The organism is Marinobacter sp. F3R08 (genome assembly GCF_018860425.1).
GTDB lineage: Bacteria > Pseudomonadota > Gammaproteobacteria > Pseudomonadales > Oleiphilaceae > Marinobacter.
The window spans coordinates 108,764-132,168 of record NZ_JAHKPI010000015.1 but is presented as its reverse complement, the minus strand read 5'-3'; the positions used below and the strand labels follow the sequence as shown (position 1 = coordinate 132,168).

Below are 23,405 nucleotides of genomic sequence, written 5' to 3'. Positions count from 1 at the left end.
CAACATGCACCGTAAAGTAGCCAAGGGAGGAACCGAAGAAGACCTCGCAGTATCAGAGGCGAATAGACTCGTAACCGGCAGGGATTGAAAACGGTGGCACATTCTTCGAGAGGAGAGGGGGACGTTACAAACTCAGCCCAGAATCGGGCTGAATCTGAAAAACCGTTATTAAATTTCCACGATCGCGCAGGGTCTAAACGACCCCGCGTTCTTTTGCCATCAGGGTGCTGGCAATCTCGAGCAGTCGCTGATCCTGCCAACGGTCCGCAATCAACTGAACCCCTACCGGCATGCCAGCCTTCCCAGCGCTAAGAGGCAGGTTGAGACATGGCACGCCAAGAAGCGTCCAGGCGCGACAATAGATGGAGTCGCCCGTGCTCTCCAGACCTTCCGGAGCCTCCCCGGTCGCACTTGCGGCAAGAATCACATCGACCTGAGCGTCGAATACCGCTGTCAGGGCCTGCCTTAGGCTCGCTGCCGCATGCATCGCATCTCGATATTGTAAGTAGCTGACCTCCTTCCCCTCTTCAATCAGCTCGACCAGCTTGTGGCTCATGTGGTCGGATAATCGAGAGTATTCACTGGCGAGGGCTTGGCTCGCCTCATAGGCCATCACTACTTTTTGGTGGTCAATCAGAGCTTCGTATCGCTCGTCCAGAGGCAACGGCACTAATTCAGCGCCTGCTTTCTTTAGCTGCATCTGGGCTTTAGCCAAAGCCTGCACAACATCATCCTCAAGCGGGAGGGAGCCGGGCAAACTATGGACGCCGACACGCACCCCGGCAAGATCATCCTGCGCCATTATATGTGGCGCACGGGTCAGCGCCGAAAACGTTGTGCAGATGTCTTCGATATTTCCCGCGAACCAACCCAGGGTATCCAACGATGATGCAAACGATTTGACGCCCGCAACACTAAGAGTATCGAAAGTCGGCTTGAAACCGAAGACACCGCAATAGCTCGCCGGGCGAATAATACTGCCAGCAGTCTGAGTACCGAAGGCTAGCGGAACCATGCCTGCGGCTACTGCCGCCGCGGATCCACTTGATGAGCCTCCAGGAGTTCGGGATGTATCGAGCGGGTTACAAGTCTTACCCGGAGTGAAGTAAGCGAGCTCGGTTGAGACTGTTTTGCCCATAACCAGCGCACCCTGATTCCGAAGCAGCGTCACCAGCGAAGCATCGACAAGTGAGGAGGAAGTTTGCAAGTAACCGTCGGTGCCCCAGCCTGTCGGAAAATCGACAGTCTCGATAATATCCTTGATGCCCACGGGCACACCGAACAATGGCTTGTCTGCCAACTCAGCATCCAGCTCAGGGGCCTCAAGAGCCAGAGCCTCCCACGCCTTTACTTCGGGCTCACACCGTTCGATCTGCGCAGCGCAGGAATGCCACCAGTCTAAGGGGGCAGCTCGCCCTTCTGCCAGTGAGGCTTGATAATTATTGATGGTCATAACAGGGTTGTCATTCACGTGGCTTCTTCCTCGGGTTCCAGCGGACAGGTGATCCGATCAGATGATTAATTTAAAGCCAACCAGCAGCATCAGAAGCGCAAAAAGGCGCTTAAGCAGCTGCGGCGATAGGTAGTGAGCGAGTCTGACGCCTAACCTGGCACAGGGAACACTGAACAGAGCAATACCAACGAATGCAGGCCAATAGAGATATCCTGAGCTATACGCTGGCAATGTCGATTGCCCTTGCCCAGTCAACACAAAGGTCCCGGCACCAACCGCAGCGATCGGAAGACCACAAGCTGCTGAGGTACCAATCGCTCTCGCCATACTGGCACCGTTCCTGGCAAGCCAAGGTACGTTGAGCACCCCCCCACCGATACCAAAGAGCGCTGAGACCGTGCCAATCAACCCTCCAGCACCAAACATTGCTGGTAAACCGACTGGTTGCTGCCCAGCTTTAGGAGGCTTGGAAAACAGCATTCGAAACGCCAGCAAAAGCATGAATACCCCAAAGTAGCGCTCAAGAAGTTCTGCCGGCAACTGGTCGGCAATAAGCCCGCCAAGTACCGCACCGAACATCAATCCCGGGAGCATACGCCTGAGCAGGTCGAAAGCTACGGCGCCCTTTTTCCAGTGGCCAAATGCCGAAGAGGCCCCGGTTACGGTTATGATTGCAAGCGAAGTGCCGATAGCAAGGTGGACGACCACCACCGAATCTACGCCTTGTTGATTGAGGGCCACGATCAGCGCCGGCACAATCACCACTCCCCCGCCTATACCAAACAAACCAGCAATCACACCGGCCACGGCGCCTACCAGGGAGAAGAACACCAGCGCTGACAACATAGAAACCTCGCTCCAGAACAATGTCAGGGAGGTCAACAAGCACCTCACCCCAGAATACGCCGGCATAGCGCTTATTGAATCACCTCGCCAGCAAAGGAGATGTTGTCAGTGATGCGCTGCGCGGCAAGCAATATCTACTACCTCACCCGAATACCTCCCGACTCTGCACCAGACCTAGCTTAGGCGGCTTCGACACGCGAATGAACCAGCAACAGGGAGCCATCGATGACTCCCTCTACAGACAAATAAGAATAATGAATTATGAATGCAATTCATAGAGCACACATAGTACCAAAGAGAGATTTTGATATTATTTTCATTAAGTTAAACGAAAATACCGTCTATAGCGGTATTGATGACACCGCCCCATTGCCTATAAATGGGGCAAAATCGACACCAGCACGCACCACGTCAGGTCGTTGTCTGAGGAGTAACCAGGGATCAGGGACACCACACAGTGATAGCCCATAAGTGTTTTGGTGGGGCATATTGCAGGAAGAACTCCATTTCCAACCTGCACCTTCGGAAGGCCATACGCCATGACAGGGGTTCACGGATTTGAAGTTAAACCTGTTCGTGATCGAACCAAGCGTCAGGGTCTGGCATAGAAGAGTTATTCAGCGATCATTCCCTTCAGATCTGCGGACTCCAGCTTATGATGACCTAGGTGACTTCGGAGAATATTGCCAAGGCGCTCCCCATCGCGATCTTCAAGCGCCTTGATCATATTTTCGTGATCATTCACTGCTTTGTGCCAGTATTCGTCGGTCATCTGTGCAGAGTAGCGGATTTGCTTAATACGCTGACTGAGATTGTTGTACATTTCCATCAACACATCGTTCTTCGACGCCAACATAATGCATTCATGAATTTTCTGATTGGCGCGAAAATACTCCTTGAGCTCGCTACGATGGAAATGCTCTACCATCTTGAGGTGAAGCTCACGTATGTGAGCAACTTCAGCATCATTGATGTACTTGCAGGCAGTTTCACCTGACAACCCTTCAAGAGCGGCCATGACGTCGTAGGTGTTTTCGACGTCCTTCGTAGTCAAAAGAGTTACTCTGGCGCCTCGATTTGGTGGAATCTCAATCAGGCCCTCGGATTTGAGAACTTTCAATGCTTCACGAAGAGGAGTTCTGGAGATACCGAACTTTTCGCAGAGTGTTTTTTCGGAGATTTTCTCCCCGGGGGCCAATTTGCCGAGTTCGATCAACTCTCTGATTCTGTCCGCAGCTTCTTGATAAAGAACTCTATGCTGTATCTTTCCCATGTGACCTTTTCTTAAGTCGAGTAGCAAATTGCTGGTATATCTGGCTTGCAGCGATGTCTTGACTGAATTCCACCTGCAAACAACACACTGCATTAAGAATTCAAAATAAAGTGTCGCACTTTGCTTTGCAATATTCAAAAACCTTAAATGCTCTTGTCCGACGGGGTGGCTGAATAGATGTGACCAGGGCAGTTGAGGCATAAACCCCTGAAACGTGCCACCAAAATTCTGCCCATCATCAAACCTGAATTCACCACCGCCCCTGGAGTGTTGCAACAATGCACCGGCTCTCGGCCTGCTCCCGGTGTTCGCACAGGTAGATTCCCTGCCAGGGACCCAGCGCCAGATGCCCACGATTCACCGGCAGGGTAAGCGAGGGGCCAATAAGAATGCTCTTGATGTGTGCCGGCATATCGTCCGGGCCTTCCATGACATGCTTATAGTAGGGCGCGTTCTCCGGCACCATCACATTGAAATGACGCTCCAGATCTCCCCGCACATCCGGATCTGCATTTTCATTCACCGCCAGGGAGGCTGACGTGTGCTGGATAAACAGGTGCAACAGCCCCACCTCGCAGTTGGTCAGCTCCGGTGCCTGGGCCAATATTTCATTGGTCATCAGGTGAAAGCCCCTTGGCAGCGGCGCCAACTCTATAAACGACTGATCCCAGATCATAATGGTTCTCCTGTTTATTTGTGCCGGTCATCCCAGGGGTGCACCGGAACCACGTCTTCGGCAACGTCCCCCTCATAGCTACTCCGAAAATAATCCATTGCCTTCTCGGCCTCACTGAGTTCGTCAAACCGGGCCACGTGGTAAATAGCCTCGCCCTCGTTAACCAGCGGCAGATTGTTCACGCAGATGACGATCCCCGAGCAGGGGGTGACTACCGCGGTTTCGGACTCGCCAAAGGGGTCCGCGACCATAGCCAGACGCTGCCCTTTCCGGACTTTCTGCCCCAGACGGGCAACGGGCCGCATGATGCCATCGATATCTGCTCTCACCCACTGGGAATTTGCAGCGGTCTCCGAGCGTTTTTTAGGTGCCTTTGGCCCTTTTTTCGGGGGAATCATTTCCAGCTCACGCATGACCCGAATCACTCCTTTCACGCCACTGCCAATCACCACATCGTCAAAGCGCAGCGCTTCGCCTCCCTCAAAGGTAACCACCGGGATATCCTGGGAATCCGCGTAAGCCCGCAGGCTGCCTTCACGCAGTCCGGCATTGATAATAATCGGAGCACCAAAGGCTTCTGCCATGCGCACGGTTTCCGGGTTTTTCAGCTCGGCCCGGATTTGCGGCAGGTTGAACCGGTGAACCGCACCGGTGTGCAGGTCGATGATATGGGTCACGCGTTCCATGATCTGCGTGCGCAGAAGATAGGCAATGCGTCCCCCCAGCGACCCGCTTTCACTGCCCGGGAAACAGCGGTTCAGATCCCGCCGGTCCGGCAGGTAGCGAGTGCGCTGTACAAATCCGAAGATATTGACGATGGGCACGGCTACCAGGGTTCCCCGAAGATGCCTCAGAGCCGAGTTGGTAAGCACTCGGCGGACAATTTCAACGCCATTGATTTCATCACCATGGATGGCACCACACACCATCAATACAGGCCCGTCCCGACGCCCGTGCACAACCTCAACGGGAATGTGCAGCGGCGTATGGGTATAGAGTTTGGCGACCGGAACTTCCACGGTCTCCCGAGTGCCGGCCTTTATCTCGGTGCCAGCAATTTCAAACGGGGCACGAGCCATGAATCACCCTCTCCCACCTTTGGTTCCGGTTTTCCACGGCTTCTGGTTTTTCTCGGTCCAGTTCATGATCATGCCCGCCACGTTCTTGCCTGTCGCATTCTCGATGCCCTCAAGGCCCGGCGACGAGTTTACTTCCATAACTAACGGCCCACGGCTGGAGCGCAACAAATCCACACCCGCGACATTCAGCCCCATGGACTTGGCCGCGGTAATGGCGGTGCGCCGTTCCTCTGGTGTTATCCGCACCAGCGAAGCACTGCCCCCCCGATGGAGGTTGGACCGGAACTCACCTTCCGCGCCCTGACGCTTCATGGCCGCAATCACCTTGTCACCAATGACAAAGCAACGGATATCCGCACCGCCGGCCTCCTTGATGAACTCCTGCACCAGGATATCTGCCTTCAGCCCCATGAACGCCTCAATAACACTCTCTGCAGCCTTGCGGGTTTCTGCCAGCACCACCCCAATACCCTGGGTACCCTGCAGCAACTTGATCACCACCGGTGCGCCGCCCACCATTTTCAGCAGCTCAGGCACGTTATCCGGTTTATTGGCAAAGCCGGTGACCGGCATGCCTACGCCTTTTCGGGCCAGTAACTGCAAGGAACGCAACTTGTCCCGGGAACGGGTAATGGCAACAGACTCATTCACCGGGAACACACCCATCATCTCGAACTGGCGCAATACCGCAGTCCCATAGAAGGTTACCGATGCGCCGATCCTCGGGATCACCACATCAAAATCTTCCAGAACCTCTTCGTGGTAATGGATCTGCGGGTTAGCCGAGGTAATGTTCATCGAACAGTGAAGACAATCGATGACCTTCACTTCATGTCCCCGATTGATACCTTCCTCCACCAGTCGACGGGTCGAATACAGGTGACGGTTTCGCGACATTACCGCAATTTTCATTTTTCAGTCCTTAAGGCCGGCTCGCCGGCAAGATAGGAAGCTTCGGGATAAATCACTGAGCGCCCTGACATCGCGGTACGGCCCAATAACATCCGGAATCGCATGGAATCCCGGTTGGTCAATGTCATTTCAACGGGCCATCGCTGCCCGCCGATCAGCAGCGTGGTTTCAATCACCATGCGCATTTCCTTATGGCCCCCAGAGTCGGACACATTCCGCTCATCCAGTACCCTGGCGTCGCACTCCACCACCTGGTGCAGATCGTTTTGCACAGGATGAACCCAGAAACGTACCCGACGCACGCCATCGTCAGTGTAGGGTTCGGTGCGGAATGTGTGCAGACAGGAAGTTCTGGCGCCGGTGTCAATTTTCGCCTTGATACGGTTGATATCCAGATCCGGCAAAGCCACCCACTCACGCCAGCCGAGGCTCAGTTTATTGTCGGCAGGTGTCGGGGCAACGGTTTTGATAACGTCAGCGGTCTTTGTCGACATCCGGGAGATCCTTTTCAGTGGTTTGTTCCGTCCCTAGCAACTGAACACGAAAAGGCTCTGAATGGCTCCCCGCATAAATGCTGGTGTGAGGGAACGGAATTTCAATACCTTCACGATCCAGAGTGCTCTTGATCGCAACCATCATACTGCTCCGCCCCTCAAGCACTTTCTCCTTCGGTACCCAAAAGGAAAACTGAAGGTCCACGGAAGAAGCACCAAAGGCAGTCACAATCGTGAACGGTTTCGGTTCTTCGAGACAGACCGGGTTCTTGTCAGCAAGGTCCAGTAGCAGACGTTGAACACGCTCTACATCTTCAGCGTAGGCAATACCCACGGGCAGGTCGAGCCGGCGAATAGGAAACCTTGAGCGATTAACCACCTGAGTCTTGATCAGAGTTTCATTGGGTATCCTTACATAGAGATTATCCGGGGTACGCAACTTCACGCTGAGCATATCAATCGCGATCACCTCGCCAATGGTGGCATCCACTTCAATGAAGTCCCCGATTTCAAAGGGCTTTTCAACCAGAAGAAACAGACCACTGATCATGTTGGTCGCCGATGTCTGCGATGCAAAACCGATAGCCACGGTCAGGATACCGGCGGCGCCTAGTACGACATCGAGAGAAAACCCGGCCTCCCGCAGAGCCGCCACCAGGAACAGAACAAAAATGATGTAAAACACCAACCGCCGCACCATTGCGGCATGATGACGGGAAGCACGTTGTGCCATGAATTGACCGACACTTCTGGCCGCCAGCGAGCCAAGAAACAGACCAAGTACGACCAGAAAAGCGGAGCTGATCCACTGCCCCCAGGCGATATCGGTAAACACCTTCATGACACCTGTTTCAATTGCTTCAAGCAAAGTATCCACTCCGTAACATCGGTATTAACCAAACATCCGATCGAATGCCCGTACCAGCCGCCCACGGACCATTTTCTCCCGGGCGTCCGCAACCTGCCGACAACTCCCCGCCGCGGCAAGTACTGACGGCTCCACGTGCAGACTGGCAGAATTCATATCGGTCTCCACCTGCACCGTCACGCCCGGAGTCCACAACTGGCCGCGTTCGTTCAGGTGCAACGAGAGCAAAGGTGTAGGCAGGCTGAACCGTTCGAGCAACAGCGGCTGCTCCTGGCGGTTGATCAGGGTTACCGGCGTAACCGCACGCCATGGCCGCTTGGGCACAGCCTCCAGCACCAAACGCGCAAAACTGGGTGAGGCATAGCAGAGCTCGCCTTCCATGGTGTTTCGCCCCAACCAGGTCAGGGAAGGCTGAGCCAGGGGGATCTCAGTTAACAGGGTATGCGTTTCTCCCACACACACCTTTACCCAGACCAGGGTCCCTACATAGATGGTGCAGCGGCCGCCTGCAGGAATCGTGAGGGGCTGGAAAGGGCGAATTACAGTAGGCAGGCTGGCCAGTGCAGGGAGGAAGGTTACTGTTGAAGACTGGCATTGCCGGATAAAGCGTTGCACCGGAACCGTGGCCGAAGGCAGAGTGTGACCAATGGTTTCCGTCCAGCCAGCCGGATCGTTTTCCAGTTCAAGAACCTCAGAACGGATTTGCCATTCCTGATCCAGCAGGGTGACCCACAAGCGGATGTGCCCCAATTGATGCTGCTGAGTTTGCCCGGAGGACAAGCTATACGGCTTAGCCCACACGCCATCATGCCAGCCTTCGATACTGCTCTGTATTCCCGGCACAAACCTCCCTGGAGATTGATCGTCCGAACTTTTGAAAAGATGAATCAACTATAATCCAATCAGTCAGTTCGGGCGAATATCCAACTTAATGATTTTGTTGACTCACCGAGGGGTAAACCCCCTTACATCGATTTCCTGACGACAATGGCATACAGATGACACAACTGGTCTGGTTCCGAAACGATCTGCGGGTGGCTGATAACCCCGCCCTCACCGCTGCATGCAAGAGCGATGACGAGGTACGCGCCTGCTTTATCATCACCCCGGAGCAGTGGCAGGAGCACAGTTGGTCTCCGGCCCGGGTACAATTTGTGACCGCTCATGCCAATGCGCTTTCGGAGGAACTGGCCAGACTAGGCATAAAGCTCTCATTTATTCACGCAGACCGTTTTGAGGACAGCATCGGCAAACTGGAGAGCCACTGCTCAGAACATGGTGTCAAGGCACTGCATTTCAACGAAGAGTACGGGGTGAACGAGCGCAAACGGGACAAAGCCATCAAACACCGTTTCGACGACATTGGCATAACCGTTCGCAAATACCGTGACCAGACAGTGGCGCCGGTTGGCGAGATCCTGACTCAACAAAGCGAGCCCTACTCTGTCTTCACACCGTTTTCGAGGCGCTGGCGCAGCTGGATAGAGGAAACCCATCCCGGACTGCTTCCAGCGCCCAAAGCCAGAGGCGGCGCCGTAAGTCCCGCAAGGATAGACACTGTCCCGAAAGCCTTCCGCGACGCTCCGGACCCCTTGGTGTCCACCGGCGAAAAGGCCGCCCACGACCAGCTTGAACGTTTCGTGGAAGAATATGGCGGGGCGTACAAAGAGAAGCGGGACTTCCCGGCTATAGATGGAACCAGCCAGCTCTCCCCCTACCTGGCAAACGGCATTCTGTCTGGCCGGCAGTGCCTGATAGCGGCGAAACAGGCGCAGGCCATGGGAGGCAACGAGGAAGGGCTGGCCACCTGGATCAACGAAATCGCCTGGCGGGATTTCTACATCAACATCCTATACCACTATCCCCGTGTCAGCATGCACCGGGCCTTCAAGCCGGAAACCGAAGCCCTCGCATGGAACACTCCCGGTGACACCTTCGAAGCCTGGAAAACAGGTAACACCGGTGTGCCCATCGTTGACGCCGCCATGCGACAGCTAAATCAGACCGGCTGGATGCACAACCGCCTGCGCATGATCACGGCCATGTACCTCACCAAAAACCTGTTTATCGACTGGCGCCTGGGCGAGGACTACTTCATGTCCAGACTTGTCGACGGCTTCCTCGCCTCCAACAACGGTGGCTGGCAGTGGAGCGCCTCAACCGGCACCGACGCCGCCCCCTACTTCCGGGTCTTCAACCCGGTCACCCAGAGCGAACGCTTCGACTCGAATGGCGAATTTATCCGCGAGTGGGTTCCCGAACTGGCCAAACTGGATAACAAACGAATTCATGATCCGGGTGCAAAAAGTGGCGTGATTCCCAAGGGGTACCCGAGGCAGATCGTTGATCTGAAAGAAAGCAGGAAAGAGGCAATCGCCAGGTTTCAGGCGCTGAAGAACTGAAAACGTTTGCAGGACGAGCTCAGAAGCCGGAAGCGGGGTTGGCGATGGGCTGACAGCACAGAATTTAACCAGAACAAACCGGACAAGAAGGATCCCGAGCCAGCTTCATCTCCCGCCATTGCATCTCCCAGGCATCGAGAATCAGCAACCGCCCGACCAGCGGTGTTCCAACGCCCGAAATCACCTTGATGGCCTCCATCGCCTGGGCCGAACCAATCATTCCCACCAAAGGCGCAATGACTCCCGCCTCAGAACAGGTCAGATCCTCATTACCCTGCTCCGGATACAGACAGTGGTAACAGGGACTGCTGTTCAGCCGGCTGTCATACACCGAGATCTGCCCTTCGCCACGAATGGCAGCACCAGAGACAAGGGGAACTTTAGCCGCGACACAAGCCCGGTTAAGGGCAAACCGGGTATTGAAATTATCGGTGCAATCCACCACCAGAGTCGCTTCGGCAACGGCGCGAGCCAGGGCGTCGCCCCCAAGGCGCTGATTGAGCGCTGAGACGCACACCAGCGGATTTATCCGCCGCACCCGTTCGGCAAGATTTTCCGCCTTCGATTCACCCAATTGCCCCGACTCAAAACCGATCTGACGCTGCAGGTTGGCCAGCTCGATATCATCGTCATCCACCAAGGTAAGGGTCCCGACACCCGCAGCACCAAGATAAAGAGCGACAGGACACCCCAAACCACCGGCACCAAGCACCAGAACCCGGGCAGATTTCAGCTTTTCCTGACCGGAGATATCAAACCTCGGTATAAGAATCTGCCGGCTATAGCGCAACAATTCGTCGTCACTGAGCATCCACACCTCCCCTGTTGGACACCGGAGCGTTGACCGGGGCATCAGAATACCATTGCCCCAGCGTCATCCGGTCCTGCTTACCATAATCCTGACGGGTCTCGACGCCTGCGAATCCGCGGCTGCGAAACAATTCTGTCACAGCCTGGGCCTGATCAAAGCCATGTTCAACCAGAAGCCACCCGCCTTCAACCAGCCAGCCAGGCGCCTGGTCAACAATCAATTGAAGGTCTTTCAGACCATCACGGCCAGATACGAGAGCCGACGCAGGCTCGAAGCGAACATCGCCTTCTTTCAGATGGTGATCGTTTTCCGGAATATAGGGCGGGTTGGAAACAATCAGATCGAAGCGGCCTGTCTCCAGGTCAGCAAACCAGGAGCTCTGAACCACAGTAACGGTCAGGCCCAGCGAATTGGAATTATCACGGGCAAGTGCCACCGCCTCAGCCACGGCATCGCAAGCGGTGATTCGCCAGTCAGGGCGCTCACTAGCAAGAGCCAGGGCAATGGCTCCGGTGCCCGTCCCCAGATCCAGAACACAAGCCTGTTTCGGCAACGGTAAGTCCAGAGCGGCTTCCACCAGGCACTCGGTATCCGGTCTCGGAATCAGGGTGCAGGCACTGACCTTCAAAGGCAGGGACCAGAACTCCTGCCGCCCTAACAGGTGTGCCACCGGCCTGCCGGCTTCTCGGTCCTGCACAAGCGCCTCAAAGGCTGCTGCCTGAACATCGGTTACCTCATGCTCCGGCCAGGCCCGGAAACGTGTCCGGCTCAATCCCGTTACATGGCTCAACAGCAGCTCGGCATCCAGTCTTGAGGAGTCACTGTCGATTCGAGTGGATGCCGACGTTAAAAGCATCTCGCAGGTTAGTGAGGATTTACTGGTCATCGGCAAGAGAAGCGAGCAACTCGGCCTGATGCTCCTGCTGCAAAGGCACGACCACAGCGTCAAGATCACCGCCAATGACTTCATCGAGTTTGTAAAGAGTGAGATTGATCCGATGATCGGTCACACGTCCCTGAGGAAAATTGTAGGTGCGAATTCGTTCGGAACGATCGCCGCTGCCCACCAGGCTCTTGCGGGTTTCTGCCATGGATTTCTGCTGCCGCTCGGTTTCGGCATTCTGCAGCCGGGAGGCCAGAAGGCTCATGGCCTTTGCCCTGTTCTTGTGCTGCGAACGCTCTTCCTGGCATTCCACCACCGTACCGGTAGGAATATGCGTAATCCGGATGGCCGAATCGGTCTTGTTGACGTGCTGCCCCCCGGCACCGGACGCGCGGAACGTGTCCACCCTGAGATCCGCCTTGTTAATCTCAACGGCCTCGGCCTCACTCGCCTCAGGCATCACCGCTACAGTGCACGCCGAGGTATGAATCCGGCCCTGAGACTCGGTTTCCGGGACGCGCTGCACCCGATGAGCACCGGACTCAAACTTCAGGGCACCGTATACCCCATCACCCGCCACACGGGCGATCAACTCCTTGAAGCCTCCGTGCTCTCCTTCACTCTCACTCAGAACTTCAACCTGCCATCGACGGCGCTCGGCGTAGCGCAGATACATTCTGAACAGATCGCCAGCGAAAATGGCAGCTTCATCACCTCCGGTGCCGGCGCGAATCTCCAGAAACACGTTCTTGCCATCATTGGGGTCTTTCGGGAGCATCAGGCGCTGCAGCTCCTCACTCAAAGACTCACTTTTCTGCCGGGAAAGTTGCAGCTCTTCCTCAGCCATCTCCCGCATATCTGCGTCACCATCTTTCGCCAGCTCCCGGGCCGCTTCAATATCATCAAGCGAAAGCTGCCATGCCTGGAAGCACTGAACAATGGGCTCAATTTCGGCGAATTCCCGCGAAAGATCCCGGAACTTGTCTTGCTGAGAGATAATGGAAGAATCGCTGAGCAAAGCGCTGACCTCCTCATAGCGGTCTGTCAGCTGCTCGAGGCGGAATTGAATCGATGGCTTCATAGTTTTTCCGGAGTAGGCGTCGTATCTGCGTCCAGAGCATCCAGCTGGTGCAACTCACGCAGCCACTCTGTCACCTCGGCGCGACCTTCTGTAGTGGCCTTGCGAACCTGTACCGACGGTTCGTGCAGGAGTTTATTGGTGAGGCCACGAGCCATGCTGCGCAGCACGGTTTCGGGATCTGCACCATTGCGCAGGGCTCGCAGAGCTTTTTCTGTCTCCGCATCGCGCAGAACTTCGGCGCGCTGACGAAACTGTTTGAGGGTGGAGACCGCATCCAGCGCGCGCAGCTGGTTCAGGAAATCCTGGACCCCGGACGCCACCATATTTTCCGCTTCCCGGGCCGCACCCTCACGGGAACGGATATTCTCTTCGATAACCTGCCGCAGGTCGTCAACCGTGTACAGATAGACGTCCGCCAGTGAGGCTACTTCCGGCTCAATATCCCGGGGCACGGCAATGTCCACCATGAAATAGGGCCGATGCTTGCGTTTCTTCAGGGCGCGCTCAACGGCGCCCTTGCCAAGGATCGGCAGCGGGCTTGCCGTGGACGAAATCACGATGTCGACATCGGAAAGATGCTCAGGGATCTCAGACAACAGAATACCTTTGCCGCCACGAGATTCTGCCAGTGCCTGTGCTCGCTCAAGGGTACGGTTAGCCACCAGAAAATCTCTCACTCCGGCATCCGCAAGATGCCGGGCCACCAGCTCAATGGTTTTGCCGGCACCAATCAGCAAAGCCTTGTTGCGAGACATATCGGCAAAAATGTGGTGCGCCATACTCACGGCTGCGTAGGCGACGGAGACCGGGTTTTCACCAATGGCGGTCTGGGTCCGTACACGCTTGGCAACTGAGAACGTATGTTCGAACAATCGGGACAGAAACGAACCGCTCGCCTCATGCTCCCTGGCAAGGGAATAGGCATCTTTCAGCTGTCCAAGAATCTGCGGCTCTCCCAGAACCATGGAATCCAGGCCAGCGGCCACACGCATCATGTGCCTCACCGCATCACCGTCGCGGTGCACATAAAGCGCTTCTTCCAACTCTGCGGCGTCCAAACCATGAAACCCCGCCATCCAGCGAAGCACCATGGGGGCACAGTCATCATCACCCGCAAGGTACAACTCTGTCCGATTACAGGTTGAAAGAATGGCGGCCTCAGTGGCTCCGGTGGTTGCGCGCAGCTCCGCGAACGCCTCCGACATGCGCTCGGGCGTGAACGCCACCCGCTCCCGTAATTCAACGGGGGCCGTGCGATGATTGATTCCCAGCGTTACCAATGCCATTTCGTGGTTGAATAACCTTTTCCAATGAGGGGCGCAGATGCGCACGATAACTGAACATTTTAACTGCCAGCGGCCTTAGCTGCCACCCATAACCGCCACTGCTTCGGCAAGTGCGGACAGGTTGGGCAAGATCAGACGCTTATGCCATTATAGGGGTTCGGCTGAGGCCGGGACCCGATCCAGCTCAAGAAAGAGGCCGGAGCGTGGTTATTTCTGATGCGTTTTCGACAGATCATGGGAAGTTGCATGCACAAATCCGTACCGTTTCTGGTTACCTGCCTTCTCGGCCTCACACTGGCAGGTTGTGCCAGCCTTACCGGCACCGAGGAAGCGCCTGCTTCGAACGAGACAGTCGCCAACGATCAAGCGCAGGAGTCAACGCCACCGGTTGAATATGGCGACTTTGAGCCTGAAACTCTCTACCTGCTCTTGTCCGCCGAAATCGCCGCCCAACGGGGCCGTTACGATATTACCCTGGTGAATTACCTGAAAGCCGCGAGGCAATCCCGTGACCAGGGGGTTATTGCGCGAGCCATGAGAGTTGCCCAGTCTCTGAATGGAGACAACGCCCAAAAACAGTTGGCAGAACTATGGCTGGAAGTTGACCCGGACAGCCTTCAAGCTCACAGGATTGCCGCTATTCAGGCGGTAAAGAGCAACAACCTCCAGACCGCCATCCATCACATGGAACGAATCATGGATCAGGGCGGCGACGCTGACTTCGACAGCCTGGCAGCCATGGCCGCAAATCTGCCACCGGGGCAACAACAAGAGCTGCTGACCCTCTACGATGACATGACAGAGCGTCACCCCGACACTCCCGAGCTCGAATACAGCACCGCACTACTATTAAAGGTAACCGGCCAGCCGCAGGAAGCTCTGGACAGGCTCAATCCTCTGCTGGAGGGTGATCCGAACTTTCAGCCAGCCATCATCCTCAAGGGCGACCTGCTCTATCAGACTCACCAGGAAAACAGTGCTCTCGATTATCTTCTGACGAACACCCGACGCTTTCCTGACAACCGGCAGATGGGCACGCTCTATGGCCGCATGCTGATCAATGAAGGCGAATTACAGGCGGCCCAGGACGAATTTGCCAGACTCGTTGAACGCCATCCGAACACCCCGGGCCTAAAGCTCTCACATGCACTTGTGGCCCTGGAGAATGGACAGACCGACCTGGCACAGGAAGAACTGACACAGCTGGCCGAACAGGGCCACCATACCAGCGAAGCCAACTACTATCTGGGCAGAATTGAAGACCAGGCTGGCAACACAGAGCAGGCTATTGGCTACTATCAGAGTGTCGAACATGGCAATTACTACTTCCCTTCACTGGCTCGCGCCAGCTCTTTGCAGGCCAGCAACGGCCAGTTCGAGGACGCCATTGACCGCATCCACCGCCTGCGCGAGGCCAACCCCAGACAGTCAGAGAAATTCTGGCTCCTGGAGGTAAACCTGCTCATTGATCAGGATCACCAACATGAAGCGCTGAACACAGCCACGGATGCACTGAAAGAACATCCGGGCAATATCGAGATCCGCTATGCCCGGGCAATGCTATACGACGGTATCGGGCAGCCCGCCGATGCCGAAAGCGACCTGAAGCAAATTGTTGAGCAGGAACCCGATAACGCCGTTGCCCTGAATGCTCTGGGGTACATCCTGACCACACGGACAGACAGACTCCGAGAGGCCCGCAGCTATATTGAGAAGGCGCTTGGCCAGGACCCGGACAACCCGGCCATTCTCGACAGTATGGGCTGGGTCCTGTTCCTCGAAGGCCAGATTGAACCAGCGCTCGAATACCTTTCACGTGCCTGGGCCGCATTCCCGGATCCCGAGGTTGCCGCCCATTATGGCGAAGCGCTCTGGATGAGCGGGGCCGAGGAGCAGGCACGAATCATATGGCAGGAAGGCCTGGAGCAGGACCGGGATCACGAAATACTCAGGGAAACCATAGACCGGCTGACCAATGGTGGTCACCCGGAATGAAAGTAGCCCGCACCCTGACCGCACTGACGATTTTTGCGGCCCTTGGCGCCTGCACCACCATCCAGATCGACCCATTGCCGGAGGGCATGACAGACCAGCCCCCCGCGACCTGGACCTCCCGCGCAGCCCAACTCGGTGAGTTCGATCACTGGAAGCTTTCAGGCAAGCTCGCCGTCCGCCAGCCATCAGACAGCGGAACCGCCATCATTAATCACTGGACCCAGGAGGGGGAAGCCTACGACCTGGCGCTCTCATCGTCATTTCTCGGCATGGGCAGTACGACCCTCAAAGGCGTCCCGGGCTTTATTGAGCTAACCCTGCCCAACGGAGAAACCTACCGCTCGGGACAACCGGAAGCATTGGTAGAAGCCGCTACCGGCTGGCAACTGCCGATGGAGAACCTGACCTGGTGGATTCGCGGCCTGCCATCACCCACCAGCGACTTTCGCCTTCTCTTTGACGAGCAAGGCACCCTGGCCATCATCCGCCAGAACGGCTGGGAGATTCGCTACGACCGCTGGCAGACCTTCCTCGCCAGCTACCCCTCTCTCCCTGCCCGTATCACCGCCCTGAAGGAGGACAAACAGGTTCGACTCGTGGTCAGTGACTGGCAGGAGCACCCAGAGTGACAACCAGCCTTGTACTGCCCTCCCCGGCCAAACTGAATTTATTCCTGCACATTGTCGGGCGTCGGGACGACGGCTATCACGAGCTCCAGACCCTGTTTCAGTTTCTCGACTATGGTGACGAGCTTCGCTTTACCCTCTCAACAGACGAGCCCGGCGTAAGGCTGGCGAACCCTGTCCCCGGTGTCGCCGATGAGGACAACCTCATTATTCGTGCAGCCAGAGCCGTCATGGAGCGGGCCCCGGATAACCTGCCCGGAGTAACAATCGAAATCACCAAGCGCCTGCCAATGGGCGGAGGCCTCGGCGGCGGCAGCTCAAACGCAGCAACAACTCTGCTGGCGCTGAACCGCCTCTGGCAGCTGGATTTGAGCCCCGATGAACTAGCCACCATCGGCCTGAAGCTGGGCGCCGATGTCCCCGTTTTTGTTCATGGCCATGCCGCATTCGGCGAAGGAGTTGGTGATATACTGACCAACACAAACCCTCCGGAAGACTGGTTCGTTGTTCTCAAACCTGAGTGCAACATAAACACCCGTAAGATTTTTTCCGAGCAAGGGTTGACAAGGAACACCCCGAGAATCAAAATAGCGCCCGCTTTTGAGGGAGACGCCTCGAGGTACCGAAACGACTGCGAGGAGGTAGTTTTAAAACTGCACCCCGAAGTCAACCAAAGCCTGAAATGGCTTTCACAATTCGGACCTGCAAGATTAACCGGAACCGGGGCTTGCATTTTTGGACGTTTCCCGACAAAATCCGCAGCGCGGATCATCTGGGAAAGCAAACCCTCCGGCGTCACGGGGTTCGTAGCTAAAGGGGTGAACATATCACCTCTACACAAAAAGCTAACAGAGCTAAAATGATGCCAAAAAAGCACGATACTGGGGTGTCGCCAAGTGGTAAGGCAACGGGTTTTGATCCCGTCATGCGCAGGTTCGAATCCTGCCACCCCAGCCACCTTTCTCCCGCTTCTTCTGAATCAAACGCCGATACTGAGAAGGATGCCGTCGTGTCCAAACTGATGATCTTCGCTGGCAATGCCAATCCCGAACTTGCCCAGGCGATTGCACGCAAACTCCATATTCCCATGGGTCAGGCCACTGTAGGCCGCTTCAGCGACGGCGAAACGACCGTCGAGATCGATGAGAATGTACGTGGCCATGATGTATTCATCATTCAGCCAACCTGTTATCCCACCAACGACAACCTGATGGAACTGATCGTGATGGCCGATGCACTTCGCCGTGCTTCTGCAACACGTGTCACCGCCGTTATCCCTTACTACGGATACGCGCGTCAGGATCGTCGGGTACGCTCCACTCGTGTCGCCATTAGCGCCAAAGTGGTAGCCGACATGATTTCCAGCATCGGTGTTGACCGCGTTTTGACCGTCGACCTGCACGCTGACCAGATCCAGGGCTTCTTCGACATCCCGGTAGACAACATCTATGCCACTCCGGTCATGCTTGAAGACATCTTCAAACAGCGGTTCGAGAACTTCGTGGTTGTTTCTCCGGACGTTGGGGGTGTTGTGCGCGCCCGGGCCGTGGCCAAGCGTCTTGACGACGCCGACCTGGCCATCATCGACAAGCGCCGCCCGAAAGCGAACGTGTCCCAGGTAATGCACATCATTGGCGATGTAAAAGACAAAACCTGCATCCTGGTGGACGACATCATTGATACTGCCGGCACTCTGTGCAAGGCAGCCAACGCCCTGAAAGAACACGGTGCCGCCCGAGTGGTTGCCTACATCACTCACCCGGTTCTCTCTGGCCCGGCCATTGATAACATCAATGCTTCCCAGCTGGACGAACTTGTCGTCTGCGACACCATCCCACTGGGTGACAAAGCGAAAAATTGTGATAGAATCCGCGTCCTCGGAATGGCCGGCTTGCTTGCAGAATCGATTCGTCGCGTAAGCAATGAAGAGTCCATCAGTGCCATGTTCGAGAACGCCTGAGCAATCTTTCAGTCGTAATACTCAGGCATTACAAGCAGTTACCGGGTCGGGAGCCTAAACAGGCTCCCGACTCTTTTCGTCAGCCGGAAAAATCCGGCTTTTTAGAAACATCACCTGATCCAACGCCTGGTCGCGGGCAGTTCGGGTGACGATTGAGGTTAATACCATGTCTCAGGAATTTGTTATTGAAGCATTTCCTCGCGACGATCAGGGGAGAGGTGCGAGCCGCCGCCTGCGTCGTGAGGAACGTAAAATTCCGGCCATCATCTACGGTGGCGGGAAAGATGCTACTCCGGTCGCCATTTGGCACAACGAACTGAAAAAAGCGCTGGAAAACGAAGCGTTCTTTTCTCACGTTCTGACTGTTGAGCTGAACGGCAAAAAAGAAAGTGTCATCCTGAAGGATCTGCAGCGCCACCCGTACAAGCCGCTTCTGACCCACGCTGATTTTCTGCGTGTCGACAAGGACCACGAGATCCACGTCAACGTACCGCTGCACTTCATCAATGAAGAAAGCGCTCCGGCTATCAAGCTCCATGGCGGTGTAGCGAACCACCAGATCACCGAAGTCGAAGTGATCTGTCTGCCGCAGAATCTGCCCGAGTTCATTGAAGTGGACATGGCAACTGTCGAGATGGATCAGGTCATTCACTTGAGCGATCTGAATCTGCCGAAAGACGTCAAGATTGCCGCTCTGGTTCAGGGTGACGATCACGACCAGCCTGTTGTGGCAATCCACAAACCACGCGGCATCAAGGCTGATGAAGCCGAAGACGCTGAAGATGGTGAAGAAGGCGAAGCCAAGGAGTAATTACTCCTGCATTGACGAGGGCAACGGTGGATGGCACAGGATATCCTCATGGTGGTCGGTCTGGGAAACCCCGGAGCTGATTACGAGAATACCCGCCATAACGCCGGCGCCCTGTTCGTCGAAGCTCTGGCCCGCTGCGCGGGCCAGACGCTACGTCCAGAGAAGAAGTACCACGGGCTTTATACCCGAATTCAGTGGCAGGGCCTGGACCTGCACCTCCTGAACCCCTCGACCTTTATGAATCGCAGCGGCCTCGCCATCAAGGCGCTGGCGGACTTTTTCAAGATTCAGCCCCAACAGATTCTGGTTGCCCACGATGAACTTGATCTTCCCCCGGGTACCGCCAAACTCAAACAAGGCGGCGGACACGGCGGACACAACGGTCTTCGGGACACCATCGCCCACCTGGGCACGAAGGATTTCCAGAGACTGCGCATCGGCATAGGCCATCCTGGCGACAGTCGCAAAGTAACCGGCTATGTTCTCGGTCGACTGGGCAAGCAGGAAACCGAAGAACTGAACGCGGTGATTGACGAAATCTTGCGGGTTTTGCCCGATGCAGCCAGCGGTAAGCTCCCCACCGCCATGAATCGCCTGCACAGTTTCAAACCGGTATAATCCGCTCAAATTTTCCAGTACCAGCAGAGGCACTCCATGGGATTTAACTGCGGCATCGTCGGCCTTCCCAACGTCGGCAAATCTACCCTGTTCAACGCGCTCACCAAATCCGGCATCGGTGCAGAAAACTTTCCCTTCTGCACCATTGAACCCAATGCCGGGGTTGTCGCCATGCCCGACCCTCGCCTGAACAAACTGGCCGAGATCGTAAAGCCCGAGCGCACCGTGCCCACGACCATGGAGTTTGTCGATATCGCTGGCCTGGTGGCAGGCGCCTCCAAAGGCGAAGGCCTCGGCAATCAATTTCTCGCCAACATTCGCCAGACCGACGCCATCGCTCACGTAGTTCGCTGCTTTGAAGACGGCAACGTTATTCACGTGGCCAACAAGGTAGATCCTGCCTCTGACATTGAGGTCATCAATACCGAACTTGCCCTGGCCGACCTGGAGACTGTGGAGAAGGCCATCAAGCGCGTACAGCGAGTGGCAAAAAGCGGCGACAAAGAAGCCAAGGCCCAGCTCGAAATGTTCGAACAGCTACTGCCGGTCCTGAATGAAGGCCAACCAGTGCGGAGCATGAACCTCGACAAGGACCAGATGGCTCTCATTCGTGAGCTCTGCCTGCTCACAGTCAAGCCCACCATGTACATCGCCAACGTCAACGAAGACGGTTTCGAAAACAATCCGCACCTGGATACCGTGCGCAGGATTGCCGAATCCGAGAATGCCGTGGTTGTCCCCATCTGCAACAAGATGGAAGCCGAGATTTCCGAACTGGAAGACGAAGAGAAAGCCATGTTCCTGGATGAAATGGGCATGGAAGAGCCGGGCCTGGACCGCGTGATCCGCGCCGGCTACAGCCTTCTGGGGCTACAGACCTACTTTACCGCCGGAGTGAAGGAAGTTCGTGCCTGGACCGTACAAATCGGTGCCACAGCACCTCAGGGCGCTGGAGTGATACACACAGACTTCGAGCGCGGTTTTATCCGGGCAGAAGTGGTGAGCTACGACGATTTCGTGACTTATAACGGCGAGGCCGGCGCCAAGGATGCTGGAAAATGGCGCCTGGAAGGCAAAGAATACATCGTGAAAGACGGCGATGTTATCCATTTTCGCTTCAACGTTTAATTTTTCAGGAAAAACTGAGTCGAAGTCTTGACAGAGCGGGCGCAAATACTGAAAATACGCGCCTCGTTTGGGGCTGAGTCCCAAAGCGAAATGGCAAGGTAGCTCAGTTGGTTAGAGCACAGCACTCATAATGCTGGGGTCGGCGGTTCGACTCCGCCCCTTGCTACCAGTATTCAAAGGGTTACGATTCACGTCGTAACCCTTTTTTGTTGGTTGACGACACCTCAACAACAACCCGTTCACGCCCTCCACTTCCTCGAATCCGGTGCAAATATCCCCACCACCTTACGTTTTCTCCGAAATGAAACGACATTCTCGAATTGCTTGCCTGAGGTCCTCGGTTAGTCTGCCATCACTGACAGCGTGAGAAATGTACATAGAAAGATCCACCCAGGCCGCAGTCCTCTCATAATGGGGCTCCGGGTAGTCAGCCATATACAGGTCAATCATGACCCAGGGAAGAACGACCACATCCACCCGTCTGCGCTTGAGCATTTCAACCGCCTGCCCCCAACCTGAAACATGGGTCACTTGCGGGTTTTCACCCTGCAGCAGTTGATCAGCCACGAAACGACGGACGAATGCATACCTCACGCCCTTCAGACTCGCCAAGGGAGGGAGATCGTCGAGCAAGAGGTAGACATATTCGGTCTGGAACAACAGACCACCAAAGTCCGCATACTCGTCTCTGTCAGCGGTTTGCACCAAAGGCAATCCTATGGCAATGCCGCCTTTATTTAACTGATGAAGCATCTGAGCAAGCGGCATCTCGATAAATCGAACGTCAGCTTCGACCCGATCAAATACGCACTGATAGTAGGGAGCAAAACGTCCGACCAACTGGCCGTCGGAAACCGCAATTTCACGTTTGATACCCTCGAAGACACCAACAATGTGGGGCTTTTGTGAAGCAGGAAAAGCCAGAAAGGAAACAAACACCAACGGAAAAAACAAAACAAGCCACAGCGGAAGTCGCCTATCCATGAACCCCTCCTACAAACACGCATTCCCTACGTGCACTGCGAGCAATTATAAATTGAAGCTTGTCTTTGCCCAGGCAGCCGAATCACTCTGACTATAGTCGATAAACACACATTGGCAATTCGTTCTATTTTTATGGCCATCGTGATGCTCCCGGGGCCGGGAATGCGCTGAAGCGTATAGGTTTGCGCCCCTTCTTCTTTTTTGCCCTACTTCCCCGTGGTCGGTGGCAATATCCCACCTACCTGTTTTAACGGATTTCTGAACACCATGAGGATATGACTTTGAGGGACATCAGGCGCTTATCGAGGAGGCCAGGCGGGTAACACAGGTCAGGTGCGATGGACGGCAGCCGGATTCTTCATAAGACATTGCCCAGACAGTGCAATCGCATTCACTGGGCAAGGTATCGGAACTTCAGCTGTTTTCGATGTTTTCCGGTAAATTGGTCACTGATACGAGTAATCACTCCCTGCAAAAACAGCTCGTCAAAACAGCGATCAAAGGCGATAGCCAGTGCCGGATCCTTGAACACCATCTTATAGGGAGTGGGAAAAAAAATAGGTGCAAACTCAAGCTGGGCCTGTTTAGCCACCAGACGATCATCAAAGCCAGAGTCGTCGACAATACGCTGATTAACCTCAGCCACGACAAGGCCATCGGCAAGGATGGCATCAACTCTTCCTCTCAACAGCAGACGGGAATGGATCGTTTGATCTGCAATGGTAAGAACCGAATCCAGCTCCTCCACACTGTTGCCTAGCCCGAGTATTTCGGGGCCATCCTGAAAGCTCACAACGTTCAGTCCGGCAAGATCATCAACCGTTTCGATAGGCCCCCGTTCAGAAGCATCGTAAAAGGCGCCGTTTTGATACCAGATATAAGCCGCGGTAGAAAAACCAGGCGTAGAGTAAGCCAGTGGAACAGTCATTACGCCATCAACGCTCTCAAGATACTTGAAACTCACCAGATGCCGTCCAAAAGGCTGGATGATAAAATTGGCCTCATACCCGCAGGAGGCCAGTGTTTCATCCACGATCTCAATATCTCGTCCGTACCCGCCAGCTTCTGAAGCTCCGGGCAGATCAGGAGCGAGTATATTCAGCGTTACCGGATCACCTTGCGCGGAATCTGACAGACCAAACAATGAGAAACACAGCAGCACGGGCGCGATGACAAAACGGCAGGGCATGAGAAAAACGATCCAGGCTCAAAACATTAC

Annotated in this window: 23 protein-coding genes and 2 tRNA genes; 10 read left to right on the top strand and 15 right to left on the bottom strand. The window is 55.4% G+C overall.

The window, feature by feature from the left end:
• Positions 1-193: 193 nt before the first annotated feature.
• The 9 genes from KO499_RS09690 to KO499_RS09650 form a co-directional block, all read right to left on the bottom strand.
• Entirely contained in the window at positions 194-1,471 is a 1,278-nt protein-coding gene (locus KO499_RS09690; RefSeq protein ID WP_323133335.1) for an amidase, read from the bottom strand.
• A gap of 39 nt (positions 1,472-1,510) precedes the next feature.
• The gene (locus tag KO499_RS09685) at positions 1,511-2,299 is read right to left on the bottom strand and encodes a sulfite exporter TauE/SafE family protein (protein WP_215983538.1); all 789 of its coding nucleotides are present in this window, start codon (positions 2,297-2,299) and stop codon (positions 1,511-1,513) included.
• 613 nt (positions 2,300-2,912) lie between these two features.
• A complete protein-coding gene (locus KO499_RS09680; protein WP_228339867.1) occupies positions 2,913-3,851 on the bottom strand; it encodes a GntR family transcriptional regulator in 939 nt (312 codons plus the stop codon).
• Positions 3,823-4,248: a secondary thiamine-phosphate synthase enzyme YjbQ gene (locus KO499_RS09675; protein ID WP_215983537.1), complete on the bottom strand. Its 426-nt coding sequence runs from the start codon at positions 4,246-4,248 to the stop codon at positions 3,823-3,825. Before KO499_RS09675 ends, KO499_RS09680 begins: the two co-directional genes overlap by 29 nt.
• A gap of 14 nt (positions 4,249-4,262) precedes the next feature.
• Complete coding sequence (locus tag KO499_RS09670) at positions 4,263-5,327, bottom strand: succinylglutamate desuccinylase/aspartoacylase family protein (RefSeq protein WP_215983536.1); 1,065 nt, start codon at positions 5,325-5,327, stop codon at positions 4,263-4,265.
• A 3-nt stretch (positions 5,328-5,330) separates the two neighbouring features.
• The gene (gene rimK / locus KO499_RS09665; protein WP_215983535.1) at positions 5,331-6,239 is read right to left on the bottom strand and encodes a 30S ribosomal protein S6--L-glutamate ligase; all 909 of its coding nucleotides are present in this window, start codon (positions 6,237-6,239) and stop codon (positions 5,331-5,333) included.
• A complete protein-coding gene (locus KO499_RS09660; RefSeq protein ID WP_215983534.1) occupies positions 6,236-6,733 on the bottom strand; it encodes an ATP-dependent zinc protease in 498 nt (165 codons plus the stop codon). The genes rimK and KO499_RS09660 overlap by 4 nt, the downstream gene beginning before the upstream one ends.
• On the bottom strand, positions 6,714-7,574 hold the full coding sequence (locus tag KO499_RS09655) for a mechanosensitive ion channel family protein (RefSeq protein ID WP_215983890.1): 861 nt from the start codon (positions 7,572-7,574) through the stop codon (positions 6,714-6,716). The genes KO499_RS09660 and KO499_RS09655 overlap by 20 nt, the downstream gene beginning before the upstream one ends.
• A gap of 51 nt (positions 7,575-7,625) precedes the next feature.
• A complete protein-coding gene (locus tag KO499_RS09650; protein ID WP_215983889.1) occupies positions 7,626-8,435 on the bottom strand; it encodes a hypothetical protein in 810 nt (269 codons plus the stop codon).
• 164 nt (positions 8,436-8,599) lie between these two features.
• On the opposite strand from KO499_RS09650, the gene phrB reads away from it, so the two are divergent.
• The gene (phrB, locus tag KO499_RS09645; RefSeq protein WP_215983533.1) at positions 8,600-10,003 is read left to right on the top strand and encodes a deoxyribodipyrimidine photo-lyase; all 1,404 of its coding nucleotides are present in this window, start codon (positions 8,600-8,602) and stop codon (positions 10,001-10,003) included.
• A gap of 64 nt (positions 10,004-10,067) precedes the next feature.
• On the opposite strand, the gene KO499_RS09640 is transcribed toward phrB, so the two are convergent.
• The 4 genes from KO499_RS09640 to hemA are packed head-to-tail and all read right to left on the bottom strand — an operon-like array spanning position 10,068 to position 14,064.
• Positions 10,068-10,814, bottom strand: a complete 747-nt coding sequence (locus KO499_RS09640) for a molybdopterin-synthase adenylyltransferase MoeB (protein WP_215983532.1) — start codon at positions 10,812-10,814, stop codon at positions 10,068-10,070.
• The gene (gene prmC / locus KO499_RS09635) at positions 10,804-11,700 is read right to left on the bottom strand and encodes a peptide chain release factor N(5)-glutamine methyltransferase (RefSeq protein WP_215983531.1); all 897 of its coding nucleotides are present in this window, start codon (positions 11,698-11,700) and stop codon (positions 10,804-10,806) included. Before prmC ends, KO499_RS09640 begins: the two co-directional genes overlap by 11 nt.
• The gene (prfA, locus tag KO499_RS09630) at positions 11,690-12,778 is read right to left on the bottom strand and encodes a peptide chain release factor 1 (RefSeq protein ID WP_215983530.1); all 1,089 of its coding nucleotides are present in this window, start codon (positions 12,776-12,778) and stop codon (positions 11,690-11,692) included. Before prfA ends, prmC begins: the two co-directional genes overlap by 11 nt.
• Positions 12,775-14,064, bottom strand: coding sequence for a glutamyl-tRNA reductase (gene hemA, locus KO499_RS09625; RefSeq protein WP_215983529.1), 1,290 nt, complete (start codon positions 14,062-14,064; stop codon positions 12,775-12,777). Before hemA ends, prfA begins: the two co-directional genes overlap by 4 nt.
• Before the next feature lie 246 nt (positions 14,065-14,310).
• On the opposite strand from hemA, the gene KO499_RS09620 reads away from it, so the two are divergent.
• The 9 genes from KO499_RS09620 (at position 14,311) to KO499_RS09580 (ending at position 21,371) form a co-directional block, all read left to right on the top strand.
• Entirely contained in the window at positions 14,311-16,059 is a 1,749-nt protein-coding gene (locus KO499_RS09620) for a tetratricopeptide repeat protein (protein WP_215983528.1), read from the top strand.
• Positions 16,056-16,688 carry a lipoprotein insertase outer membrane protein LolB gene (gene lolB / locus KO499_RS09615; protein WP_215983527.1) on the top strand — a complete coding sequence of 211 codons (633 nt, stop codon included), beginning with the start codon at positions 16,056-16,058 and terminating at the stop codon, positions 16,686-16,688. The genes KO499_RS09620 and lolB overlap by 4 nt, the downstream gene beginning before the upstream one ends.
• Complete coding sequence (ispE, locus tag KO499_RS09610; RefSeq protein WP_215983526.1) at positions 16,685-17,548, top strand: 4-(cytidine 5'-diphospho)-2-C-methyl-D-erythritol kinase; 864 nt, start codon at positions 16,685-16,687, stop codon at positions 17,546-17,548. The genes lolB and ispE overlap by 4 nt, the downstream gene beginning before the upstream one ends.
• A gap of 19 nt (positions 17,549-17,567) precedes the next feature.
• Positions 17,568-17,642, top strand: a tRNA-Gln gene (locus KO499_RS09605).
• A gap of 52 nt (positions 17,643-17,694) precedes the next feature.
• Positions 17,695-18,645 carry a ribose-phosphate diphosphokinase gene (locus tag KO499_RS09600; protein WP_215983525.1) on the top strand — a complete coding sequence of 317 codons (951 nt, stop codon included), beginning with the start codon at positions 17,695-17,697 and terminating at the stop codon, positions 18,643-18,645.
• A gap of 166 nt (positions 18,646-18,811) precedes the next feature.
• Positions 18,812-19,456, top strand: coding sequence for a 50S ribosomal protein L25/general stress protein Ctc (locus KO499_RS09595; protein ID WP_215983524.1), 645 nt, complete (start codon positions 18,812-18,814; stop codon positions 19,454-19,456).
• A gap of 30 nt (positions 19,457-19,486) precedes the next feature.
• Positions 19,487-20,074 carry an aminoacyl-tRNA hydrolase gene (gene pth, locus KO499_RS09590; protein WP_215983523.1) on the top strand — a complete coding sequence of 196 codons (588 nt, stop codon included), beginning with the start codon at positions 19,487-19,489 and terminating at the stop codon, positions 20,072-20,074.
• A 36-nt stretch (positions 20,075-20,110) separates the two neighbouring features.
• Positions 20,111-21,202, top strand: a complete 1,092-nt coding sequence (gene ychF / locus KO499_RS09585; protein WP_215983522.1) for a redox-regulated ATPase YchF — start codon at positions 20,111-20,113, stop codon at positions 21,200-21,202.
• 92 nt (positions 21,203-21,294) lie between these two features.
• Positions 21,295-21,371: transfer RNA gene (locus KO499_RS09580), tRNA-Met, on the top strand.
• A gap of 116 nt (positions 21,372-21,487) precedes the next feature.
• Here KO499_RS09580 and KO499_RS09575 read toward each other — a convergent pair.
• Together KO499_RS09575 and KO499_RS09570 are read right to left on the bottom strand one after the other, a co-directional pair.
• The gene (locus KO499_RS09575) at positions 21,488-22,186 is read right to left on the bottom strand and encodes a transporter substrate-binding domain-containing protein (protein WP_215983521.1); all 699 of its coding nucleotides are present in this window, start codon (positions 22,184-22,186) and stop codon (positions 21,488-21,490) included.
• 391 nt (positions 22,187-22,577) lie between these two features.
• Positions 22,578-23,375, bottom strand: coding sequence for a transporter substrate-binding domain-containing protein (locus KO499_RS09570; RefSeq protein ID WP_228339866.1), 798 nt, complete (start codon positions 23,373-23,375; stop codon positions 22,578-22,580).
• Between the last annotated feature and the right edge of the window lie 30 nt (positions 23,376-23,405).

Bases quoted from the DNA above. Each gene is read 5' to 3' on its own strand.
- KO499_RS09575 (WP_215983521.1), bottom strand. From the start codon at position 22,186: ATGGATAGGCGACTTCCGCTGTGGCTTGTTTTGTTTTTTCCGTTGGTG.
- prmC (WP_215983531.1), bottom strand. From the start codon at position 11,700: ATGACCAGTAAATCCTCACTAACCTGCGAGATGCTTTTAACGTCGGCA.
- pth (WP_215983523.1), top strand. From the start codon at position 19,487: ATGGCACAGGATATCCTCATGGTGGTCGGTCTGGGAAACCCCGGAGCT.
- rimK (WP_215983535.1), bottom strand. From the start codon at position 6,239: ATGAAAATTGCGGTAATGTCGCGAAACCGTCACCTGTATTCGACCCGT.
- KO499_RS09620 (WP_215983528.1), top strand. From the start codon at position 14,311: ATGCACAAATCCGTACCGTTTCTGGTTACCTGCCTTCTCGGCCTCACA.
- KO499_RS09595 (WP_215983524.1), top strand. From the start codon at position 18,812: ATGTCTCAGGAATTTGTTATTGAAGCATTTCCTCGCGACGATCAGGGG.
- KO499_RS09675 (WP_215983537.1), bottom strand. From the start codon at position 4,248: ATGATCTGGGATCAGTCGTTTATAGAGTTGGCGCCGCTGCCAAGGGGC.
- KO499_RS09660 (WP_215983534.1), bottom strand. From the start codon at position 6,733: ATGTCGACAAAGACCGCTGACGTTATCAAAACCGTTGCCCCGACACCT.
- KO499_RS09655 (WP_215983890.1), bottom strand. From the start codon at position 7,574: ATGAAGGTGTTTACCGATATCGCCTGGGGGCAGTGGATCAGCTCCGCT.
- phrB (WP_215983533.1), top strand. From the start codon at position 8,600: ATGACACAACTGGTCTGGTTCCGAAACGATCTGCGGGTGGCTGATAAC.
- KO499_RS09570 (WP_228339866.1), bottom strand. From the start codon at position 23,375: ATGCCCTGCCGTTTTGTCATCGCGCCCGTGCTGCTGTGTTTCTCATTG.
- prfA (WP_215983530.1), bottom strand. From the start codon at position 12,778: ATGAAGCCATCGATTCAATTCCGCCTCGAGCAGCTGACAGACCGCTAT.
- ychF (WP_215983522.1), top strand. From the start codon at position 20,111: ATGGGATTTAACTGCGGCATCGTCGGCCTTCCCAACGTCGGCAAATCT.
- hemA (WP_215983529.1), bottom strand. From the start codon at position 14,064: ATGGCATTGGTAACGCTGGGAATCAATCATCGCACGGCCCCCGTTGAA.
- KO499_RS09685 (WP_215983538.1), bottom strand. From the start codon at position 2,299: ATGTTGTCAGCGCTGGTGTTCTTCTCCCTGGTAGGCGCCGTGGCCGGT.
- lolB (WP_215983527.1), top strand. From the start codon at position 16,056: ATGAAAGTAGCCCGCACCCTGACCGCACTGACGATTTTTGCGGCCCTT.
- KO499_RS09670 (WP_215983536.1), bottom strand. From the start codon at position 5,327: ATGGCTCGTGCCCCGTTTGAAATTGCTGGCACCGAGATAAAGGCCGGC.
- KO499_RS09640 (WP_215983532.1), bottom strand. From the start codon at position 10,814: ATGCTCAGTGACGACGAATTGTTGCGCTATAGCCGGCAGATTCTTATA.